At 70.1% G+C, this 19755-nt stretch carries 19 protein-coding genes; 8 read left to right on the top strand and 11 right to left on the bottom strand.

The annotated features are described in order from the left end of the window. Positions 1-29: 29 nt before the first annotated feature. Together AC4D2O_RS16405 and AC4D2O_RS16400 are read right to left on the bottom strand one after the other, a co-directional pair. On the bottom strand, positions 30-1676 hold the full coding sequence (locus AC4D2O_RS16405; protein ID WP_490908419.1) for a thiamine pyrophosphate-binding protein: 1647 nt from the start codon (positions 1674-1676) through the stop codon (positions 30-32). Positions 1677-1968: 292 nt separating this feature from the next. Continuing rightward, entirely contained in the window at positions 1969-3333 is a 1365-nt protein-coding gene (locus tag AC4D2O_RS16400; protein WP_490908418.1) for an MFS transporter, read from the bottom strand. A 229-nt stretch (positions 3334-3562) separates the two neighbouring features. Between AC4D2O_RS16400 and AC4D2O_RS16395 the strand changes: the two genes are divergently transcribed. Continuing rightward, positions 3563-4411: an HpcH/HpaI aldolase/citrate lyase family protein gene (locus tag AC4D2O_RS16395; protein ID WP_490908417.1), complete on the top strand. Its 849-nt coding sequence runs from the start codon at positions 3563-3565 to the stop codon at positions 4409-4411. An 18-nt stretch (positions 4412-4429) separates the two neighbouring features. Here AC4D2O_RS16395 and AC4D2O_RS16390 read toward each other — a convergent pair whose 3' ends face one another. Beyond that, a complete protein-coding gene (locus AC4D2O_RS16390; protein ID WP_490908416.1) occupies positions 4430-4660 on the bottom strand; it encodes a zinc-ribbon domain-containing protein in 231 nt (76 codons plus the stop codon). A 225-nt stretch (positions 4661-4885) separates the two neighbouring features. On the opposite strand from AC4D2O_RS16390, the gene AC4D2O_RS16385 reads away from it, so the two are divergent. The 4 genes from AC4D2O_RS16385 to AC4D2O_RS16370 all read left to right on the top strand — a co-directional run bounded on the left by AC4D2O_RS16385 (position 4886) and on the right by AC4D2O_RS16370 (position 8000). Beyond that, complete coding sequence (locus tag AC4D2O_RS16385) at positions 4886-5704, top strand: DUF4397 domain-containing protein (RefSeq protein WP_490908415.1); 819 nt, start codon at positions 4886-4888, stop codon at positions 5702-5704. Positions 5705-5795: 91 nt separating this feature from the next. Further along, positions 5796-6509, top strand: a complete 714-nt coding sequence (locus tag AC4D2O_RS16380; protein ID WP_490908414.1) for a class F sortase — start codon at positions 5796-5798, stop codon at positions 6507-6509. Between the two features lie 134 nt (positions 6510-6643). Continuing rightward, on the top strand, positions 6644-7213 hold the full coding sequence (locus AC4D2O_RS16375; protein WP_490908413.1) for an RNA polymerase sigma factor: 570 nt from the start codon (positions 6644-6646) through the stop codon (positions 7211-7213). Next, positions 7200-8000, top strand: a complete 801-nt coding sequence (locus AC4D2O_RS16370) for an anti-sigma factor (RefSeq protein WP_490908412.1) — start codon at positions 7200-7202, stop codon at positions 7998-8000. Before AC4D2O_RS16375 ends, AC4D2O_RS16370 begins: the two co-directional genes overlap by 14 nt. Before the next feature lie 51 nt (positions 8001-8051). Here the strand turns inward: AC4D2O_RS16370 and AC4D2O_RS16365 are convergent, their stop codons facing one another. The 3 genes from AC4D2O_RS16365 to AC4D2O_RS16355 form a co-directional block, all read right to left on the bottom strand. Next, the gene (locus AC4D2O_RS16365) at positions 8052-9134 is read right to left on the bottom strand and encodes a fatty acid desaturase family protein (protein WP_490908411.1); all 1083 of its coding nucleotides are present in this window, start codon (positions 9132-9134) and stop codon (positions 8052-8054) included. Positions 9135-9249: 115 nt separating this feature from the next. Beyond that, positions 9250-9879 (bottom strand): flavin reductase family protein, encoded by a 630-nt coding sequence (locus AC4D2O_RS16360; RefSeq protein ID WP_490908410.1) that lies wholly within the window; start codon positions 9877-9879, stop codon positions 9250-9252. Further along, complete coding sequence (locus AC4D2O_RS16355; protein WP_490908409.1) at positions 9872-10729, bottom strand: SDR family oxidoreductase; 858 nt, start codon at positions 10727-10729, stop codon at positions 9872-9874. Before AC4D2O_RS16355 ends, AC4D2O_RS16360 begins: the two co-directional genes overlap by 8 nt. 115 nt (positions 10730-10844) lie before the next feature. Here AC4D2O_RS16355 and AC4D2O_RS16350 point away from each other — a divergent pair, with 115 nt between their 5' ends. Both AC4D2O_RS16350 and AC4D2O_RS16345 read left to right on the top strand, forming a co-directional pair. Then, positions 10845-11648 carry an SGNH/GDSL hydrolase family protein gene (locus tag AC4D2O_RS16350; protein WP_490908408.1) on the top strand — a complete coding sequence of 268 codons (804 nt, stop codon included), beginning with the start codon at positions 10845-10847 and terminating at the stop codon, positions 11646-11648. 325 nt (positions 11649-11973) lie between these two features. Further along, a complete protein-coding gene (locus AC4D2O_RS16345) occupies positions 11974-12891 on the top strand; it encodes an SDR family oxidoreductase (protein ID WP_490908407.1) in 918 nt (305 codons plus the stop codon). A 99-nt stretch (positions 12892-12990) separates the two neighbouring features. Here AC4D2O_RS16345 and AC4D2O_RS16340 read toward each other — a convergent pair whose 3' ends face one another. Beyond that, positions 12991-14028 carry a YrzE family protein gene (locus AC4D2O_RS16340; RefSeq protein WP_490908406.1) on the bottom strand — a complete coding sequence of 346 codons (1038 nt, stop codon included), beginning with the start codon at positions 14026-14028 and terminating at the stop codon, positions 12991-12993. Positions 14029-14156: 128 nt separating this feature from the next. On the opposite strand from AC4D2O_RS16340, the gene AC4D2O_RS16335 reads away from it, so the two are divergent. Further along, on the top strand, positions 14157-14657 hold the full coding sequence (locus AC4D2O_RS16335) for a DUF456 domain-containing protein (RefSeq protein ID WP_490908405.1): 501 nt from the start codon (positions 14157-14159) through the stop codon (positions 14655-14657). A gap of 15 nt (positions 14658-14672) precedes the next feature. Here AC4D2O_RS16335 and AC4D2O_RS16330 read toward each other — a convergent pair whose 3' ends face one another. The 4 genes from AC4D2O_RS16330 to AC4D2O_RS16315 are packed head-to-tail and all read right to left on the bottom strand — an operon-like array spanning position 14673 to position 19735. After that, positions 14673-16448: a glycoside hydrolase family 15 protein gene (locus AC4D2O_RS16330; RefSeq protein ID WP_490908404.1), complete on the bottom strand. Its 1776-nt coding sequence runs from the start codon at positions 16446-16448 to the stop codon at positions 14673-14675. 28 nt (positions 16449-16476) lie between these two features. Then, positions 16477-16599, bottom strand: coding sequence for a hypothetical protein (locus AC4D2O_RS16325; protein WP_490908403.1), 123 nt, complete (start codon positions 16597-16599; stop codon positions 16477-16479). 58 nt (positions 16600-16657) lie between these two features. Further along, on the bottom strand, positions 16658-18145 hold the full coding sequence (locus AC4D2O_RS16320) for a S10 family peptidase (protein ID WP_490908402.1): 1488 nt from the start codon (positions 18143-18145) through the stop codon (positions 16658-16660). Positions 18146-18181: 36 nt separating this feature from the next. Next, positions 18182-19735, bottom strand: a complete 1554-nt coding sequence (locus tag AC4D2O_RS16315; RefSeq protein ID WP_490908401.1) for a DHA2 family efflux MFS transporter permease subunit — start codon at positions 19733-19735, stop codon at positions 18182-18184. Positions 19736-19755: the final 20 nt, after the last annotated feature.

Here is a 19755-nt window from a genome sequence, read left to right as displayed (position 1 = left end):
GTCCCCCTTGACGGAGACGGTTCTCCGCCTCACTGTCCGCCGGTCGCCACCGCCACGATCTCCTGCATGTAGGGCGCCACGACCTGCTGCGAGATCTTGCAGTCGAGCAGCAGGACGCCGTCGTCGTCGGAGTCCAGCCAGACCTCGACGGCGGTGAGGTCCTCGAGCGCGGCGATCGTGGCGGATCGGGCGCCGAAGGCCGCCGCGACGGCGGCGAAGTCCACCTCGTCGATCATCATGGGGCCGGAGTCGATGCCGCGGACGGCGTACTGGTGGATCTCTGCGCCGTAGGCGGCGTCGTTGAAGACCACGATGACGGCCCGACGTGCCGTCCTGATGAACGAGTCGAGGTCAGCGAGGGCCATGAGTGCGCCGCCGTCGCCCGTGCACAGGACCACGGTGGAGTCCGGCAGGGCGCGGGCGGCACCGACCGCGCTGGGGAAGCCGAGGCCGATGGTCTGGTACGCGGTGCCGACCATGATCAGCCGGTTCGGTGCGGGGACACGGAGGTAGCCGGGGGCCCAGCCGATGAAGTGGCCGCCGTCCTGCACGATCGTGCGGTCGGTGGGCAGCATCCGGTCGAGCGCCCGGCACAGGCTCCTCGGGTCGAGGCGGCCGTCGGGGGCGGCGGCGTCGCCGTCCTCGCGGGCATCGTGGGCGTTCAGGGCGGCATCGGCGGCCGTGTCGCTCCACCTCAGTGCTTCCTCGCGGGGGCCGACGGCGGCGAGGAGGGCCTCCGCGGTGAGCCGCGCATCGGCGTGGAGGAAGTCGGTGACCGCGGGCGAGGTGGGGCCGGCGGTGATGTCGGCCTGGATGACGCGGGCCTCGGGATGGAAGGAGTGGCCGAAGCGCATCGTGAACTGGTTGAGCCGCGCACCGAGCACCAGGACGACGTCGGCCTGTCCGATCAGCTGCGCCGTGCGCTCGGACGCCCAACCGCCGGCGATCCCGAGGGCGGCCGGATCGTCGCCGAAGAGTCCCGCGCCGAGGCCGGAGGTGGCGGCGAGGGCGCCGAGGTGGTCGGCGAGGCGTGCCGCTGCCTCGCCGGCACCGCTCAGCCAGGCGCCGCGGCCGGCCAGGATCAGGGGCCGCTCGGCGGTGGAGAGCAGGGCTGCAGCACGCTGGATGTCCGCCGCGGAGGGTTGCACGAGCGGAGCAGGGGCGGGTGTCACGGCGGGGTCCTCGTCCGGAGCGTCGGCCGCGGCGAGGTCGTAGGGGATCGCGAGGACCACGGCTTCCCGATAGCGGAGGGCGTGCTCGATCGCCGCCGTCGTCGCCGCCCCGGGCTGCGCCGCGGAGACCGTGAAGGTCGTGGCGCCGAGCCCTTTGGCCACGAGGCACTGGTCCACGTCGAAGGGGCGCATGCCGGTGGTGGGGGCGTCACCGACCACCAGCACCAGGGGGATGTCCGCCTGCACGGCCTCGGCCAGCGGGGTCAGGGCGTTCGTGAACCCGGCGCCGTACGTGGTGGTGGCGACGGCGAGTCGGCCGCTGGCCCGATGGTAGGCGTCCGCTGCGGCGACCGCGCCTGCCTCGTGCCGCACGGCGGTGAAGTGGAGCGACGGCGCCGCCATGACGGCGTCGAGGAAGTGCGCGTTGCCGTTACCCATGACGCCGAAGACCTCGGTGGTGGCGGGCAGGAGCGCGGAGACGATTCGGGCGGAGACAGTGGGCATCGGGAAGTCCTTGCAGGCGAAGTCCCCGGTGGCTGTGGCACACGGTCGACCCGGAGGACTGGATGGGTGGGTTCCGTATGTGCCTCGGGCGATGCCCTTATTGCCTCTTTTTCAGGCACGGCGCCCTGGTGCGCCCGACGTCAGTCACTATAGCGGGCACCGCGGGGAGGCGGCGGTGCCGCAGCGGCCGCCCGAAGCCGCCCACCGTACCGGCCTGCTCGGTGGGCGGCCGCGAGGATGCCCACCGGCCCGGTGCGGCCGGCCGGTGGGCATCCTTCGAGCCTGCGAACGGTCAGGAGTGGCGCCCCACCCCGGAGCCGACGGCGTCCTTCCCCGCCTCCAGGGGCGCGCCCCTGGTCTCCTTGACCAGGGTGACGCCGATGAAGGAGATGACGCAGAGGCCCATGATGTAGAGGCCGATGGACCCGGACCACCCCGTCTGCGCGAGCAGGGCCTCGGCGATCAGCGGGGCGAAGGCGCCGCCGAGGATCGCGCCGAGGGCGTAGCCGATGCCGATGCCGGAGTAGCGGACGTTGGCGGGGAACATCTCGGCGTACATCGCGGACATGGGGCCGTAGGACAGCCCGAGTCCGATGGTGAGGACGAAGATGGCGATGCCGTAGGCCCAGATGCTGCGGGTGTCGATCAGCATGAACATCGGGATCATCCAGACGAAGATGAGGGCGTAGCCGATCTGGAAGGTGCGTACGCGGCCGATGCGGTCGGACAGGATGCCGCCGTAGAGCGTGAAGATGAGCCAGCCGAAGGACGCCAGGAGCGTCGCGAGGAGCACGGGTGCGGGCGGCATGCCGAGGGCCCGCTGGGCGTAGGAGGAGAGGAACGCGATCACGAGGTAGCCGGCGGCGTTGTTGCCGATGAAGATGACCGCCGCGAGGACGACCTGCTTCTTATTGGTCTTCAGGAGGTTGCGCAGGGGCGTGGCGGTGTCGCGCTTGCGCTCGATCATGCGCTTGAACACAGGGCTCTCGGCGACGGCGGCGCGGATGAAGTAGCCGACGACGATCAGCACCACGCTGAGCAGGAACGGGATGCGCCAGCCCCAGGCGAGGAAGTCCTCCTGGGACATGGAGCTGCGCAGCAGGAACAGCACGAGGGTGGCGAGGATCATGCCGACCGGGACGCCGATCTGCGGGTACGCGCCCCAGAAGCCGCGCTTGTCCACGGGGGCGTGCTCGACGGCCATGAGCGCCGCGCCGCCCCACTCGCCACCGGCGGAGAAGCCCTGCAGGATGCGCAGGAGCATGAGCAGGATCGGAGCCCAGATGCCGATCTGGGCGTAGGTGGGCAGGAGCCCGATCAGGGCGGTGGCGGATCCCATCAGGATCAGGGTGAACACCAGCATCTTCTTCCGGCCGACCTTGTCGCCGAGCCGTCCGGCGATCACGGCGCCGAGGGGCCGGAAGAAGAAGCTGATGCCGATCGTGGCCCAGGAGACGAGCTGGGCGAGGCCCGGGCTCTCACCCTCGAGTGGCCCGAAGTACAGGGCCGCGAAGACGATGCCGGCGGCCTGGGCGAAGATGAAGAAGTCGTACCACTCGATCGTGGTGCCGACCATCGTGCCGGCGAGGACTTTCCGGTCCGCGGCGCTCATGCCGTCCCGGGACTCGGCGTCCGGACGCTCTGACGCTAGTGCCATGAAAAACTCCCTTGTTTTTGCAGTGCGTGGCTACTCGTGTGCCCTACTCCCGGGGGAGGACGCCGCAGTCCTCCCCGCCGGGCACGAAATCGTATACGAATGCTAGGCCGCGCTCGGGTGGAGGGTCAAGGGTTCCGGAGCCCGCCGTAGGTCCTTTTGGTCGTAGTGTTCACACGATGCCTCGAATGTCCGTTGGATAACCCGCGACGATCCTCAGTAGTGTTTGGGCATGGCCACCTTCCTCAGAAACAGCCGCGCTGCAGCGCTTCCCGCCAAGCTCTCACGATCCTGGTTGCTGGCCTCTGCGGCTTCCGAGGACACCTTCATCCCCGCCCTCACGTCCGAGGCCGACTCCGTGGTGTTCGACATGGAGGACGCCGTCCCCGCGGCGGGCAAGTCCGAGGCACGTGAGCGCGTGGTCGAGGCCCTGTCCACCGGCATGACGGCATGGGTGCGGGTCAACGGCATCGAGACGGAGTACTGGGCCGACGACCTCGCGGCCCTGTCCAAGGCGCCCGGTCTGCGCGGCGTCATGCTGGCCATGACGGAGAAGCCCGAGCAGGTGACGCACACGGCCATGCGCCTGCAGGCGGGCACGCCCGTGCTCGCGCTGATCGAATCGGCGCTCGGCATCGAGAACGCGACGGCGATCGCCAGCGCGCCGGGCACGTTCCGACTCGCGTTCGGCGTCGGCGATTTCCGGCGCGACACCGGAGCCTCGGATGATCCGATGGCGCTCGCCTATGCCCGCTCGAAGCTCGTGGTCGCTTCGCGCGTGGGGCAGCTTCCCGGCCCGATCGACGGTCCCACCGTCGGCGCCCTCGGCGATGAGCTGCTCGAGGCGTGCAAGGTCACGGCGTCCATGGGCATGACCGGCAAGCTGTGCCTCCTGACCGACGCCACCGACACCATCAACCGGGGCCTGTCGCCGAGCGAGTCGGAGATCAACTGGGCCGCCGAGCTCCTGCGCGAACACGCCGCCGGTGCCGTGGTGGGTGACGGCTCCTACCTGCCGCGGCTGGCGCGGGCACAGAAGATCTCCTCGCTCGCGGATTCGTACGGACTCTGGAACGCCTAGTCCCCGCAGGGAGCGGGCTCAGTAGGCGAGGGCCCGTTGCTCGGCGCCGCTGATGCCCGACGTGCCACCGCAGTTGGTGCAGACCTGGAGACGGGTCTTCTTGAGGGTGATGAGCGGGATGAAGAACACCGAGAGCTTCGTCCTGCGCTGGATGACCTGCTGCGGTGCGTGCCGGCCGCAGTAGCGGCAGTCGGCGGATCGGGTGAACTGCAGGTGCTCACGCGTGGTGAGGCCGAAGAGGAAGAACATCCTGCCACCATATCCAGTCCGGCCGCTGCCCGCGCCTCCCTCCGGCGCCCTCCGGCGGGCTTGTAATTCGGGGCCGGGAATGCCGTGCGGTACGCGGCGTCCGGGCGGCACCCGGACAACAGTCAGGAAAAATCCTGCATTCGTGCATCCAACCCGCCCTGCTTCCCGGTAATACAGGTGTCAGCGAAAAAGCGCCCCGTCAGGGGACGACACAAAGGAGTTGTCATGCGAAGAAGCCTGTACACCGTCGGAGCCGTGCTGGTCGTGGGAGCGGCGGCTGTCGCCGCCCCGGCCACGGCCGCCGAATCGTCCGATGCATCGCTGTCCGTGCTGCACGGAGTCCCCGACCTCACGGTCGACGTCTACGTCAACGGAGCCCTCACCCTCGACAATTTCACGCCGGGTACGCTCGCGGGTCCGCTCTCGCTGCCCGCCGGCGACTACCAGCTGGCCATCACCGCGGCGGACGCGACCGATGCGAGCGCTCCGGTGATCGGCCCCGTGGACGTCACCCTGGCCGCCGGTGGCAACTACACCGCCACGGCCAACCTCGACGCTGCGGGAACCCCGACGGCAAACTTCTACACCAATGACGTCTCCGCGGTCGAGGCCGGCAAGTCGCGCCTGACCGTGCGCCACGTGGCCGCCGCGCCGGCCGTCGACGTCCTCGCGGGCGGCACGCCGATCGTGCCGAACCTCAGCAACCCCGGCGAGGCGACGCTGACCACGGATCCCGGCACGGTCTCCGCGGCGGTCGCGGCGGCGGGTACCACCGAGCCCGTGATCGGCCCGGCGGACCTGACACTCGGCGAGGGCACCTCGACCATCGTCTACGCGTGGGGAAGCCTCGAGGCGGGCAACCTCGCGCTGGCCACCCAGGTCATCGAGGGCTTGCACTCGTCGCCGGGCGCGGTCCCGGGCGGACAGTCCGGCCTGGCCGCCGGGACGGACGACACCGGCGCAGCGGTCGGGATCGGCGCGGGCCTGCTCGCGCTGCTCGGCGGCGTGGTCGCCGTGAGCCGGAGGCGCGCAGCCCGGGCATGACGGAGCGCGGGGTGCGCGGACGCCGTCGGGCTCCGCGCACCCCGCCCTACCCGTCCCCGGAGCCGCGAGAACCAGGAACCAGGACGAACAAGTGCACCCACCCCGCCCAGTACGCCGCCCCGCAGCCCGCCTGACTGCGCTCACGATCGCGACCGCCGCCGTCATCAGTGGTTGCTCCCTGCCGTCGGCCGAGCCGGAAGCGCCCGTCGCTCCCATCCTCGCTCCCACCCCGCCTCCGCAGGGCGTACCGGGCACCCCGGATCCGGGGCCCCGGGGGGACGCGGTTGCGGGCACCGGGATCCCCTCCGGGATCCCCTCCGCCATCCCCGTGCAGCCGGCGGACGCTGCCCTCCGGCCGGCACCGCCTCCTCCCGTGTCCCTGGACGTCCCGGGTACCGACATCTCCGTCCGCGTGGTCGAGGTGGGGATCGCCGAGAACGACGCCATGGAGATCCCGGACAGCTTCTGGGAGGCGGGGTGGTACCGGTACGGCCCGGCGCCCGGCGCCGATGCGGGTAACGCCGTGATCGCCGCCCACGTGGACAGCCAGACGGAGGTGATGCCCTTCGCCCAGCTGAAGGAGGTGGACCCCGGTACCGTGATCGCGGTGGGCCTCGCGGACGGCCGGACGCTTCAGTACAGCGTCGATGACGTCCGGAACGTTCCGAAGGCCACACTCGACGGATCGGAGGTCTTCCGGCGCGATGGACCCCATCAGCTCAAGATCATCACGTGCGGAGGCCGATGGCTGCTGGACAAGGGCGACTACGAGGATAATGTTGTCCTCACAGCCTCACCGCTCTGAACGCACGGCCCGCGCGGTCGGCCTGCCTCGCATCCCCCGCCTCACGGGATCTTCCCGGCGGGGCGCGGAAGTGCAGGTGTGCCGCGTGGTCCTGGCGCGGTGCTGGGCCCGGCACCGCGGTGAAGGAGTAGGGCGTGACACCTCCAAGCACCGAGTGGACGAGACAACTCGACGCGGAGTTCTCCGCCGGCGACGAGGACGCCCTGACCGTCGCGTACCGGCGTCTCGCGCCCCTCGTGTTCACGGTCGCGCTGCGGTCAATGGGTGATCGCGCGGTGGCTGCGGACATCACCCAGGACGTGTTCGTGCGGGCCTGGCGTTTCCGGGACAGCTTCGACCCCCAGTCGGGCACCGTTCCCGGCTGGGTCCTCGGGATCAGCAGGAACGTCATCCTGGACACGTTGGCGGCCAGGAGCAGGCAGAATCAGATGGTGGCCCGTTCCGGTGCGATCGCCGAACCGGAGAGCCCCAGGCAGCACGCGCGGGAGGTGGATGCTGTGACGGACCGTGTGGTCCTCGATGCGGAGCTCGACCTGCTGGGCGAACCCCAGCAGTCCATCCTTCGTCTCGCCTTCTACGAAGACCTCACACACCAGCAGATAGCACAACGGCTCGATCTGCCGCTGGGAACCGTCAAGAGTCACATCCGAAGGAGCCTCGCGCATCTGCGCGGTCGATTGGGGGCCTGGAATGCGACACCTTGATCCGGACAGCATCGGCATCGCCGCGCTGGACGAACCGCTGGACCGGTGGTCCCGCGACCACCTCGATGCGTGCAGCGCCTGCGGCGACGAGGTTGCGGCCCTGCAGGAGGTCGTCGTCCTCGCACGCTCGGGAGGAGGCCCCGGGCGGCTCGAGCAGCCCGACCCCGCGGTCTGGGATGCCGTGGCGCGGGAGCTCGGCCTCGCGGGTACGACGACGACGGCCCGCCTGCATCCGGTCGTCACCGTTGAGCCCGCCGGCAGCCACGCCGCCCCTGCGCGGCAGGGCGCAGCAGCACCGGACCCTGCGTCCGGCGCGACCCCGCTGCGCCCCGCGCGCACCAGGCGCAATCGGACCGTTCCCGCCTGGTGGCTGGCCGCGGCCGCCGTCGTCGGGATCGCCTTCGGGGGAGGCGTGCTGTGGGCCGCGCAGTCCCCGGACGGCGGGGAGCGCACCCTGGCGAGCACGGAGCTGGCTCCGCTGCCCGATTTCAACGGGTCCGGGGAGGCCGTCCTCACCGAGACCGGCGAAGGCCTGCGGCGACTCGACGTCACCGTCTCGGGTACCGCACCCGCCGGCTTCCGTGAGGTGTGGCTCCTGGCGCCGGATGCCACGCGGATGTACAGCATCGGGATCCTGGACGGCGACCACGGAACGTTCGACGTGCCCGATGTCATCGACCTGCGGCAGTTCCCGGTGGTCGATGTCTCCGACGAACCGCTGGACGGCAACCCGGAGCACTCGGGGGTCAGCGTGGTGCGGGGCTCCATCGACGCCTCGGCCACCTAGGCGGCCCGCTGCCCGGGCCGGAAGCGTGACCCGGCAGGGCCTGCCAGGAGCTCAGGGACGGCGGAAGCGGTTCACCATCGGGCAGTCGAACGGGTCGCGGGCGGCGAGGCCCACACGGTTGAGGTAGGACACGACGGCGCCGTACGACGCCGCGACGCCCACCTCGGTGTACGGCACGCGCAGGCGCTCGCAGTGCTCGCGGACGATCACGGCGGCGCGGCGCAGGTGCGGGCGGGGCATGTCAGGGAAGAGGTGGTGCTCGATCTGGAAGTTGAGCCCGCCGAACGCGTTGTTGACGAAGGATCCGCCGCGGATGTTGCGCGAGGTCAGCACCTGCTTCTGGAAGAAGTCGAGCGTGCTGTCCTTCGGCACCACGGGCATGCCCTTGTGGTTGGGCGCGAAGCTCGCCCCCATGTAGATGCCGAAGACGGCCAGCTGAACGCCGAGGAACGCGAACGCCATGCCCACGGGCAGGAACCAGAAGAGGACGCCGAGGTACGCACCGAAGCGGGCGCCCAGCAGTGCGAGCTCGACCCATCGACCCTTGATGGTGCGGCGGGCGAAGAGTGTGCTGATGGAGCGGGCATGGAGGTTGATGCCCTCCATGGTGAGCAGCGGGAAGAAGAGGTAGCCCTGGCGGCGCGTGATCCAGGCCTGGACGCCCCTGGCCTTCGCCGCGTCCTCCTCGAGGAACGAGATGGTGTCCACCTCGATGTCCGGGTCCTTGCCGCGGGTGTTCGGGTCGTTGTGGTGGCGCGTGTGCTTGTCCATCCACCACGCGTAGCTGATGCCGACCACCCCGGCGGCGAGGATGCGTCCGGACCAGTCGTTGGCCCCGCGGGTCCTGAAGATCTGGCGGTGGGAGGCCTCGTGGGCGAGGAACGCGACCTGCGTGAGCACGACGCCGAGCACGGCGGCGACGAGGAGCTGGAACCAGGTGTCCCCGAGGAGCGCGAACCCGGTCCACGCCGCACCCATCGCGAGGACGAGGATCGCGAACACCGAGACGTAGAACCGGCGACGACGTGTCAGGAGGCCTTCCTTGCGGACCTGCTTCAGCAGCACGGAGTACGAGGCGACGACGTCGTTCGGCCTGGAGATGCGGACGGTGCGCGGGGTGGCGGTAACGCTCATGGGGGTCCCTGGGGTCTCGGTCGGCTTCCCAGCCCGGGGGTGGGGTGCTAACCCGCAGATCCTCCCACTCTATGTCAGTACCCTGAGCAACAGCTGTACAGAAGTAACAGTCAGGTCACGGAGCCGCGGTGGCAGGGGTGTAGTGTCCCGGCCAGTCCTCGAGCGGGATGCGCGTGATGGCGCGGATCGTCCCGGCGGTTCCCCACTCGTTCCTGCCGAGCCGCGAGAGCGGCTTGAGGGCTCCGATCGCGGGGAGTGCGCCGTCGAGCACCTCGTCCGACACCACCGCGTGCACCACTTCCCCGAAGACCAGCGTGCAGTCGCCCATGTCCTGGATCCGGTGCAGCCTGCATTCGAGGGCCACGGGGGATTCGAGGACGCGCGGCGGGCGCACGGTCTCGCTCGGCTCCCGCGTGAGGCCGGCCGCGTCGAACTCGCTGACCTCGGGCGGGAAGGCGGTGCCGGTCGCGTTGACCGCCTCGAAGAGATGCTCCGGCGTGAAGGCGACCACGAACTCGCCCGTCGCCTCGATGTTGCGCACGGAGTCCTTGCGGCCCACGGAGGTGAACTGGACGATCGGCGGGTTGACCGAGGCGATGGTGAAGAACGAGTGGGGCGCGAGGTTGTCGACGCCGTCCGCGGACGTCGACGAGATCCATGCGATGGGACGCGGGACCACGACGGAGGTCAGGAACCTGTAGAACGCACGGCTGTTCGCGGGGTCGGGGACCACGTCCTTACGCACGGGCACCTCCCCCGTGCTGCGCCGAGAGCACATCGCGGAGGCCGACGGGTGGCCGCCCGGTGAGGCGCTCGACGTCGGGCGAGACCTCGGCCATCTCGCCCTGCGCGATGGCCGTGTAGGTGCTGACCCACGCCTCCACCTGCCATCGCGGCGCGCCGTGGTGGGCCCGCGACGCCATCGCCTCCTCGTGGGTCTGGTCCTCGAAGCGCACCGTCGCGGGGGTCACCTCGCTGATGGTGGCCGCCGCCTCGGCCAGGGTGAAGGACTCCGGCCCGGTCAGGTGGTAGGTCTTCCCCACGTGCTCGTCCGGTGCCCGCAGGACGGCGGCGGCGGAGCGGGCGACGTCGGCCTGCGCGACGGCGGAGAGCCGGCCGTCACCCGCGGGGCCGCGGATGACGCCGTCCTCCGCGAGGGCCGGCACGAAGTCGAGGTAGAGGTTGTCGCGCAGGAACGTCCAGGCGAGGCCGGACCGGCGGATGTGCTCCTCGGTGTACCAGTGGTCGCGGCCGAGGAGGAACGCAGCCTCGGGTGCGGCGCCGAGGAACGAGGTGTAGACGATGTGCCGGACACCCGCCGCCTGTGCGGCGTCGACGAACGTGCGGTGGCTCGCGAGGCGGTCCGCCGCCTCGGCGGCGGACACCATGAACAGGACGTCCACGCCGGCGAGGGCCTCCCGTGCCGCCCCGGCGTCCCCGTACGAGGCCTGCCGGACCACGGACTCGGGGAGGTGCTGCGCCCGGTCGATCGATCGCACCGGCAGGACGAGAGGCACCTCCTCGGCGGCGAGGATCCTGGCGACGCTGCCGCCCACGACACCGGTCGACCCTGTGACTGCGATGCTGTGTTCCATGTCCCTGTCAGCCACGGAGGTACGCAGATTATTTCCACCCCTCCAGGCACAGCGTTCACCGGGCGTTGGCCCCACCGCCGTCCCCGGGTCGCCCGGCGGGGCTAGGCTCCCTCGAATGGCTGGACGGTTCGTGGCGATCGGCGATTCCTTCACCGAGGGGGTCGGCGACTGGAACGCCCGCTTCCCGAACGGGGTGCGGGGGTGGGCGGACCGCGTGGCGAAGCAGCTCGGCCGGCAGGACCCGGCATGGGAGTACGCCAACCTCGCCATCCGTAGCAAGCGTCTGCACCACGTCCGCGACGAGCAGGTGGAACGGGCGCTGGCCCTCGAGCCCACGCTCGTGAGCCTCTACGCCGGCGGCAACGACATCCTCGAACTACGCACCGACATGGGGGCCCTCATGCGGGAGTACGAGAGGATCGTCGCGCGCATCGCGGACGCCGGGGCGCAGCCCCTGCTCTTCACCGGCTTCGACATCCCGCTGAGCCCTGTCTTCGAGCCCATGAAGCGTCGCAACTGGCTGTTCAACGACCACGTGCGGCGCATCGCCCGCACCTACGACGCCGTCCTGGTGGACTACTGGTGCTTCGAGGAGTACTCGGACCCGGGGCTGTGGGACGCGGACCGGCTGCACATGTCGCCGGCCGGGCACCGGAACCTCGCCGCCCACGTGCTGCGCATCCTCGGCGTGGAGCATTCCCTGACACCCCGCCTGCCCGAGCGTGAAGGCTATGCGGGGTTCATGGCGGGGTTCCGCCGGGAGACGGCCTGGCTGGGGGAGTGGGTGGTCCCGATGTTCGGGCGGCGCCTGCGCAACATCACCCTCGGGGACGACCTGCAGCCTCGATGGCCGGAGCCCGTCCGCCCGGCCGACGGCCTGAAGCGCCTGGCGCGTGAACGCCTGGCGGCCTCGGCCTGATACCCGCCCGGCGGCTAGACTGGGCGCACCATGGACTCCATACGCAAGCTCCGCACCCCGATCGTCTGGCTCCTGATCGTCGCGATGGTCCTCTCCGTCGGCGCCGGGTTCTTCTCCGTCGTCTTCTGACCGCACAGGGCCGCCCCTAGACGGCTTCGCCGCGCCGCGCCACCCTTTCCCGATCCGCCCCGGCGGAGCGGCCGGGCTTTCCCGCGCCCGGGATAATAAGTAGGCTTAGCTTTACCGGCGCCGCCGATCATCCATCCGCGTGTGTGCTGCGGCTGCGAGCCGCAGCGCACACACCCTCTGTACAGGGAGAATACGTATGACCTCCGAGAGCGCAGCAGGATCGACCGACCAGTACACCTTCCAGAACCCCGTGACGAGGTTCGAGAGCATCACCCCGCCCGCCGAGCACACGGCCGAGCCCGGCCTCGAGTCGGACCTGGAGATCAAGGCCGACCGCGGCGAGACCTCCTATCGCGGCACCGGCAGGCTCACGGGACGCAAGGCGCTCATCACGGGCTCCGACTCCGGCATCGGCGCGGCCGTCGCCATCGCCTACGCCCGGGAGGGCGCCGACGTCGCTTTGTCCTACCTCCCCGAGGAGGAGGAGGACGCGCAGGTCGTCAAGGGCATCATCGAGGCCGAGGGCCGGACGGCCGTGTGCATCCCCGGTGACCTGAAGGACCCCGAGTACTGCATCTCGCTTGTGCAGCAGGCCGTCGACGGTCTGGGCGGACTCGACATCCTCGTCAACAACGCCGGCAAGCAGGTGGCCGTCGAATCCCTGGAGGAGTTGAGCGACGAGCAGCTCGACCACACCTACAAGACGAACATCTATTCGTTCTTCCGGGTGACCAGGGAAGCGCTGAAGCACCTGCAGCCCGGATCGGCGATCATCAACTCCACGTCCATACAGGCGTACGAGCCGTCGCCCACCCTCGTGGACTACGCGAGCACCAAGGCCGCGATCAACAACTTCACCAAGGGACTCGCGCAGCAGCTCGCCCCCAAGGGCATCCGCGTCAACGCCGTGGCGCCGGGACCCATCTGGACGCCACTGCAGCCTTCGGGCGGCCAGCCCGCCGAGGCGCTCCCCGAGTTCGGCAAGGACACCCCGCTCGGCCGCGCGGGGCAGCCCACCGAGCTGGCGCCTGCCTATGTCTTCCTGGCGTCCTCGGAGTCGAGCTACGTGCTCGGCGAGACCCTCAACGTCAACGGCGGGATGCCCTCGCCCTGAGCCGCAGTGCCCGACACCACGACAGCCCCGGACTCCTGCGAGTCCGGGGCTGTCGTGTCCTGCGGGTCTGCTGCTGACCGGTGTTCCTGACCGGCGCCCTTACCCGGCGCTGTCGAGGGCGTCGAAGTCCGTGCGGTCGATCTTCCGGTGGTAGCGCATGCCGGCGAGTCCGCCGAGGATCGCGCCGAGGAGTGCCACGGCGGCCACCACGAGGAGTCCGATCAGGCCGGGTCCCGTGAGGTCCTGTACGGATGGCACGCCGAGCCCCTGGAAGCGCTCGGTGACGTTGGCCTGGTTGCCGACGATGACGCCGACGATGGTCAGTACGACGGCGATGATGAGGGCCCAGAGCCAGACCGCGACGCCCTGCTTGACGCCGCTGAAGCGGGCCATCCGCCCGGCGACGTACCCGCCGGCGAAGTAGGAGACCAGCAGGATCACGCCGAGGAGGACGGCAGCCGTGATGCCCGTGGTCTGCGCCTCTCCCGAGCCGCTCGCCACGTCCGCCACCGACAGGTTGGCTCCGGCGCCGAAGAGTGCTGCCAGCGCGCCGACGAGTGCGGAGAGGAGCACGAACAACCCGGTGGCGGTGAGCCAGCCGAAGAACGCCGACCCGAACTTCATGCCCCCGAAATGTTCCTTCTCGCGCTGGTGGAGGACTTTGCGGTCCTCCAGGCTGGGGACACCCGTACCCGCGACGGCTGCGCGCGGCACGTCGCGGCCCCGGGCCTCGTCGCGGGACTCGGTGTGTGGCTTGCTGGCGGTCACGGGGACCACCTTCGTGTGCTCCTGTGTCCTGGGCTCGGGATCGCGCGTGGGCGAGGCGTCCCTGGACGCGGAGATCGGAGCCTGCGCCTGCTGGCGCGTCGGGGCGTCCGACGTGTCCGAGTACATGCCGGGCACGTAGTCACCGCTGGTGTCGTCGTCGGCGGAGTAGCCGCCCGGCACGTAGTCGCCCTGGCCGCCGCCGGTGCTGGTGGCACCGGTGGGCGTGCTCCCGACCCCGCCGGTGTCGGCGCGTCCCACGCTGCTCGCCCCGGTGTTCGAGCGGCCGGTGTCCAGCAGTTCGGTCGGATCGGCGCCGTCGCCCGCTTTCCTGCCGTCGCCGTCGGTGTTCCCTGTTGCCGAGGTGCTCATCGGTCCTCCTGGTGGTCCGGGCCCGCAGGCTCGCTAAGGTGGCTTACTATTCCCTCCAGTATCCCACGCGGGGCCACGCCGGGCGCGCCCGGGACACGCCTCGCGTGGCGGAATGCGAGACTGGGGCCATGGAGCTACAGGTGTTCATGACAGTGGTGTGCGGTGCGCTCATCGCCGTCGGTATCGCAGGAGTGGTGGTCCCGGTGCTGCCGGGAAGCGTCCTGATCATCGTGTCATTGCTCGTCTGGGCGCTCACCGTGACCAGCGCGGAGGGGTGGGTGGTCTTCGCGATCGGCACCACCCTCGCCGGCGCGGGCCTCGCTTCCGGGCTGGTCCTCACGGGACGCACGCTGAAGCAGCGAAGCATCCCGGGCCGGTCCGTGACCATCGGCGTGCTCGCCGGGATCGCCGGGATGTTCCTGATCCCCGTCGTCGGCCTGTTCGTCGGCTTCGCGCTCGGCCTGTTCGCGAGCGAGTACGTACGGCATCGGGAGGCCCGTGCCGCGCTGACCTCGAGCCTGCACGCCCTGAAGGCGACGGGCCTCGGGATCCTCGCGGAGCTGGCGCTGGCGTGCCTCGCGGGCACCACCTGGGTCATCGGCGTCTGGGTCTACTTCGCGACACCCTGAGCCGTTGCCGGAGTCCTAGGACTTGCCCGCGATGGACAGGGCCGCGACGATCAGCGCGAGGTGGCTCAGCCCCTGCGGGACGTTGCCCATGAACGAGTTGTCCGACGGCTCGATCATCTCGGACATGATGCCGACGTCGTTGGCGAGGGGCAGCAGCTCCTCCATGAGGTCAACGGCCTCGTCGCGGCGGCCCACGGACACGAGCGCCGCCACCATCCAGTAGGCGCAGGCCACGAAAGTGGCCTCCTCCTCCTGCATCCCGCTGTAGCGGTAGAGGAGAGGGCCGGCGCCGAGCTCCTCGCGCAGGGCATCGATGGTCGAGGACATGCGTGGCCCGGTGTCGAACCCGCTCATCGCATGCAGCAGGATCGAGGCGTCCAGTTCTGTGGAACCCGGGTACCAGATGTAGCTCCGTCGCTCCTCGGACCAGCCGTGCTCGTGCACCCAGTCGCGGATGCGGTCCCGCTCGGCGGCCCATCGCTCCACCGGCCCCTGCAGCTGTCCGCGCTCGGCGAGCAGGACGGCGCAGCGGAGCGCGTTCCAGCACCCGAGCTTCGACGTGACGTAGTGGCGTTCCTCGGGCAGCTCCCACATGCCGGCGTCGCGCCGCCGCCAGATGTCGCACGTCAGGTCCGCGAGGTCCGCGAGCTGCCGCATCGTAGCGGGGTCGAGCACATGGCCCGCCTGGACGTACTGCCAGACGATGTCGAACACGTCGCCGAAAACACCCAGCTGGAGCTGGCCCGCCGCAGGATTCCCGTCCACCACGGGCCCGATGTTGCGCCAGCCGGTGAGCTCGGGACGGGATGTCCCTTCGGGGGTCCCGCCGTTCAGCCGGGTGAACACCTCGAGGTCCGACCCCTGGGTCCGCAGGTTCTTGAGCATCCACGACACCGCGGCGTGGACTTCCTCGCGGAGCCCTGCCCGCGTGAGGGAGTGCAGCGTGTACGCGGTGTCCCGCACCCATGCATAGCGGTAGTCCCAGTTCTTGCCGCCCGCGGCGCTCTCCGGGAGGGAGGTCGTGGCGGCCGCCGCGATCGATCCGGACGGGCTGTGCAGCAGCAGCTTCAGCGTGAGCGCGCTGCGCAGGACGGCGTGGCGGTAGTCGCCGTCGTAGGCGAACTCGTCGGACCACGACTGCCAGTTGCGGATGGTGCGGTCCACGCCGTCGTCGATGGTCCGGGGGTCCTGCAGGGGGAGCGGCTCGCCGTGCGTCGAGATGACCGCCACGAGGTGGCGGGACCCCGCCGACGTGGTGAACGCCCCGTCGACCGACTGTCCCTGCGACGGTACCGGTCCATGATTGAGCCCGCGGATGCCGAGCCCGACGGCGTCGATCCGCAGCACCGGGTCATCCGGCCCGTTGTCGAGCCACGGCGATGCGGAACCGAAGCACGTGCCGGGCATGATCGACCACGCCATGTCCACGGATCCGGTGAGGCCGTCGACACGGCGGGCGAGTTCCCCCCACGGCAGCCTCCCTGCGACGCCCGTGTTGAGGGAATCCGTCACGCGGACACTGCCGGAGGCCGTGGTGTACGTCGTCTCGAGGACGTTCGTGCCGTCCACGTAGCGCCGCTCCACGGAGAACTCGTCGGTGGGAGCCAGGGACATGAAGCCTTCGTCCACATCCAGCAGCCGCGCGAAGGCCGGCGTCGAGTCGAGATCCGGCGTCGGGTACCAGTCGATGGAACCGTCGAGCGCCACCAGCGCGACCGTGCGTCCGTCACCGATCGCGGCGTAGGAGCGGATGTCGGCGAAACCGTCCTCGTCCCTGAAGTCGGTGGTCATCGGGCCCTGTTCCCGGCGCCGGGGGCTGCTACCTGCCGTACTTGCTGTTGTAATGGGTCTTGTTGGCGCGGGGCGGCTGCCCGGAACGGTTCCTGTTCATCAGGCGGGCTGCGATGACAGGGACCAGAGCCCAGAGGATCTTCTTCAGCATGATGCGTCCTTACGGTCGGGCCGGCGGCAGTCACTGCCGGACATATTCATCATCCTACTTACTGTTCCTGGCCGTCCCGGCCCTCGCGGACGAAGGCCCTCAGCGCGCGCAGCTGCGTCGTCCGTGCTATCGGGTTGAGGTACATCATGTGGCCGGCCTCGTGGTAGTGGTGCGTGAAGCGGGCACGGGCGGCGTCGTCGAGGTCCATGTGGGCCCATACGTACTCGGCCGCGAAGTGGGGTGTGGCGCCGTCGTGGTAGCCGTAGTCGACGTGCACGCGGAGGGCGGGGTTGTGGACGAGGAGCCGTTCGAGGACTCCCGAGACGTCCACGGGCGCACCCTCGAAGGTGCGGTAGCTCCAGGGCTGCACGCGGGCGGTGAGGATCTCGTAGGGGAGATCGTTCTCGTACCCGAGCTCGGCGCGGACATAGTGGTTCATGGCTGCGGAGTACGGTCCCGTGATGGCCCTGATGCTCGGATCGTCGGTGGAGTCCGAGGACTGCAGGTGCTCGGGCCGTGCGGCGAACCGCCCGTCGATGCGCCCGACGGCGAGTCCTTCCGCGCGCAGGAGCTCCGCAGCGAACTCGTGGTACGCCCAGCGGAGATCGGTGCGGCGGATGAATGCCTCGTCCAGTGTGGTGATGGCGTGGAGCCGCGCGACGGCGTCCGCCCGCTCCTGGGGAGTCAGCCGGTTGCCCTGCGTCAGGGCGTAACCGAAGTCCCGCGCCGCGTACTCCTCCGCCTCGCGGACCACCTCGGCGAGCTCCCGGTCACCGTGGCGGCCGTGGTAGTGCGCGATCGCAGCGTAGGTGGGCAGGTGCAGGGCGTAGGGGAGATCGCTGCCGGGGAAGAAGCGCAGGGTGGACATGTTGAGGACCGTGGAGATGAGACCGAGCCCGTTGACCGCCATCCCGTACGCGTCGAAAAGGCGCCCGGCCACCGCGACGGCGCGCAGCGTCCCGTAGGACTCCCCGACGATGTACTTGGGGGAGAGCCAGCGGTTGTTGCGCGTCGTCCAGAGGCGGATGACCTCCGCCACCAGGTCCCTGTCCTGGACGAAGGCGTGGAACTCGTCGGTCTTCTCGCCCTCCACCACGCGGGAGTACCCGGTGCTGACGGGATCGATCATCACCAGGTCGCTGGACTCGAGCAGCGACTCGGGGTTGTCGACGAGCCCGAACGGTGCGGCGGTCATGGCTCCGACGTCACCGGAATCGACGAGGCGGGGGCCGAGAAGCCCCAGGTGCAGCCACACCGAGGCCGACCCCGGGCCGCCGTTGAAGGCGAAGGTCACGGGACGGCCCGGCTCGGCGTCCTGCTTCGTGTAGGCGACGATGAAGATCTCGGCCTTCGGCTTGAAGCCGTCGGACCTGCCGTCCTTCGTCTCCTCGCGCCGGAGGACCAGCCGCCCGGTGGTGGTCGTGTACTCCAGGCCGGACGGGGAGGTGTGGTGACGGACGGCGAAGTCGTCCGACGCGTCCTTCACCGGGTCCTTCCCGGCGTCCTTCGGGGCATCCTCGGGCGTGTCCTTCATCTCATCAGCCATGGCACGAGACTACCGGCGGTTCACCGGGGCAACGGGTTACGTATCAGCGGGTGTCGCTGCTTCCCGGCGGTCCGACGGCGCCACGCCCACGGCGCCCGCATCCCGGTCCCACACGCGGTTCTGCTGGGGCCGTGCGAAGAACAGGGCTGCAGCGAAGCCGATGACGATGACGATCGCGGGCAGGTAGAGCGACTGGCCCATCGACAGGGCGTACCCGGCCTTCGCCTCGTCCGGCAGGGCTGCGGACGGGGTGGCGCTCATCCCGCCGCCGTCGAGGTTGGCCATCAGGCGTGACTGCATCATGGCCGCGATGGCGGCGCTGCCGAGGACCGCGCCCATCTGGCGCGTGGTGTTGTAGACGCCGGAGCCTGCCCCGGCGAGCGACGGGGCGAGGTTGCGGGTAGCCGTCAGCGACACCGGCGCCCAGATGCCGGCGCTGGAGAGGCCGAGCAGCGAGACCGGCAGCAGGAGCTGCCAGATCGGGACGTCGGGGGTGAGGATGGAGCCCAGCCAGAACAGGGACACCGACAGGCCGGCGAACCCGGCGATGGCGATGTACTTCGGGTTGCTGCGCTGCACGTACCTGCCGACGAACGGAGCGAGGACGCCCGAGATGACGGCCATGGGGGTCAGCAGGAGCGCGGCCTGGGTCGGTGAGAGCCCGCGGACGGTCTGCGCGTAGAGCATCAGCGGCAGCGTCATGGTGGTGATCGCGAAGCCCATGGCGGTGATCGAGATGTTGGCGAGCGAGAAGTTGCGGTCGCGGAAGAGCTTCAGCGGCACCAGCGGCTCACCGCGGTTGACCTTCTGCCACACCACGAAGGCCACGAGCAGCACGAGGCCGGTGATGATCAGCGACCACACGGACAGGGGACCGGCGATGGTGCCCCAGTCGTAGCTCTCAGCCTCCTGGATGCCGAACACCAGGCAGAACAGGCCGGCCGCGCTGAGGAACACGCCGAGCATGTCGAAGCGGTGCGACGTCGTCGGCAGGGTGGGGACGAGGCGGGAGGCGAGGATGAAACCCACGACGCCGACCGGCACGTTGATGAAGAAGATCCACTCCCACCCGGCGGTGTCGACGAGCACGCCGCCGAGGACCGGTCCCACGAGGGTGGCGATGCCGGCGACGGATCCCCACAGGCCCATCGCGGCGCCGCGGCGCTCGGGCGGGAAGATGCGGGTGATGACGGACATGGTCTGCGGTGTCATGAGCGCGGCGCCGAGGCCCTGCAGGACGCGGGCGACGATGAGCGCCTCCACCGTGCCGGACAGGCCGCACCAGGCGCTGGAGAGGGTGAAGACCACGAGGCCCACCAGGTAGACGCGCTTCGGCCCGAACCGGTCGCCCAGCCGCCCTGCGACGAGCAGCGGCACGGCGTAGGCCAGCAGGTACGCACTGGTCACCCAGATGACGCTGTCGATGCCGGCCCCGAGGCCCTCCATGATGGCGGGGGTGGCGACCGAGACGATCGTCGAATCGACGAGGATCATGAAGAAGCCGATGACGAGCGACCACAGCGCCGGCCAGGGCCTCACGTCGTCGTTCCGGGGCAGGGCAGCGGCTGCCTTGGAGGGGTGGGTGGACATGGGGAAAGACTACGCCGGGC

The sequence above is a fragment of the Arthrobacter sp. TJ-238 genome, from assembly GCF_058269215.1.
This window is presented reverse-complemented; position numbering and strand designations above follow the sequence as displayed.

What these genes read in the sequence shown, in the direction of transcription:
- AC4D2O_RS16395 (WP_490908417.1), top strand. Translation starts at nt 3,563, where the DNA reads ATGGCCACCTTCCTCAGAAACAGCCGCGCTGCAGCGCTTCCCGCCAAG.
- AC4D2O_RS16370 (WP_490908412.1), top strand. Translation starts at nt 7,200, where the DNA reads ATGCGACACCTTGATCCGGACAGCATCGGCATCGCCGCGCTGGACGAA.
- AC4D2O_RS16315 (WP_490908401.1), bottom strand. Translation starts at nt 19,735, where the DNA reads ATGTCCACCCACCCCTCCAAGGCAGCCGCTGCCCTGCCCCGGAACGAC.
- AC4D2O_RS16400 (WP_490908418.1), bottom strand. Translation starts at nt 3,333, where the DNA reads ATGGCACTAGCGTCAGAGCGTCCGGACGCCGAGTCCCGGGACGGCATG.
- AC4D2O_RS16365 (WP_490908411.1), bottom strand. Translation starts at nt 9,134, where the DNA reads ATGAGCGTTACCGCCACCCCGCGCACCGTCCGCATCTCCAGGCCGAAC.
- AC4D2O_RS16320 (WP_490908402.1), bottom strand. Translation starts at nt 18,145, where the DNA reads ATGGCTGATGAGATGAAGGACACGCCCGAGGATGCCCCGAAGGACGCC.
- AC4D2O_RS16330 (WP_490908404.1), bottom strand. Translation starts at nt 16,448, where the DNA reads ATGACCACCGACTTCAGGGACGAGGACGGTTTCGCCGACATCCGCTCC.
- AC4D2O_RS16325 (WP_490908403.1), bottom strand. Translation starts at nt 16,599, where the DNA reads ATGCTGAAGAAGATCCTCTGGGCTCTGGTCCCTGTCATCGCAGCCCGC.
- AC4D2O_RS16355 (WP_490908409.1), bottom strand. Translation starts at nt 10,729, where the DNA reads ATGGAACACAGCATCGCAGTCACAGGGTCGACCGGTGTCGTGGGCGGC.
- AC4D2O_RS16350 (WP_490908408.1), top strand. Translation starts at nt 10,845, where the DNA reads ATGGCTGGACGGTTCGTGGCGATCGGCGATTCCTTCACCGAGGGGGTC.
- AC4D2O_RS16345 (WP_490908407.1), top strand. Translation starts at nt 11,974, where the DNA reads ATGACCTCCGAGAGCGCAGCAGGATCGACCGACCAGTACACCTTCCAG.
- AC4D2O_RS16390 (WP_490908416.1), bottom strand. Translation starts at nt 4,660, where the DNA reads ATGTTCTTCCTCTTCGGCCTCACCACGCGTGAGCACCTGCAGTTCACC.
- AC4D2O_RS16340 (WP_490908406.1), bottom strand. Translation starts at nt 14,028, where the DNA reads ATGAGCACCTCGGCAACAGGGAACACCGACGGCGACGGCAGGAAAGCG.
- AC4D2O_RS16405 (WP_490908419.1), bottom strand. Translation starts at nt 1,676, where the DNA reads ATGCCCACTGTCTCCGCCCGAATCGTCTCCGCGCTCCTGCCCGCCACC.
- AC4D2O_RS16385 (WP_490908415.1), top strand. Translation starts at nt 4,886, where the DNA reads ATGCGAAGAAGCCTGTACACCGTCGGAGCCGTGCTGGTCGTGGGAGCG.
- AC4D2O_RS16335 (WP_490908405.1), top strand. Translation starts at nt 14,157, where the DNA reads ATGGAGCTACAGGTGTTCATGACAGTGGTGTGCGGTGCGCTCATCGCC.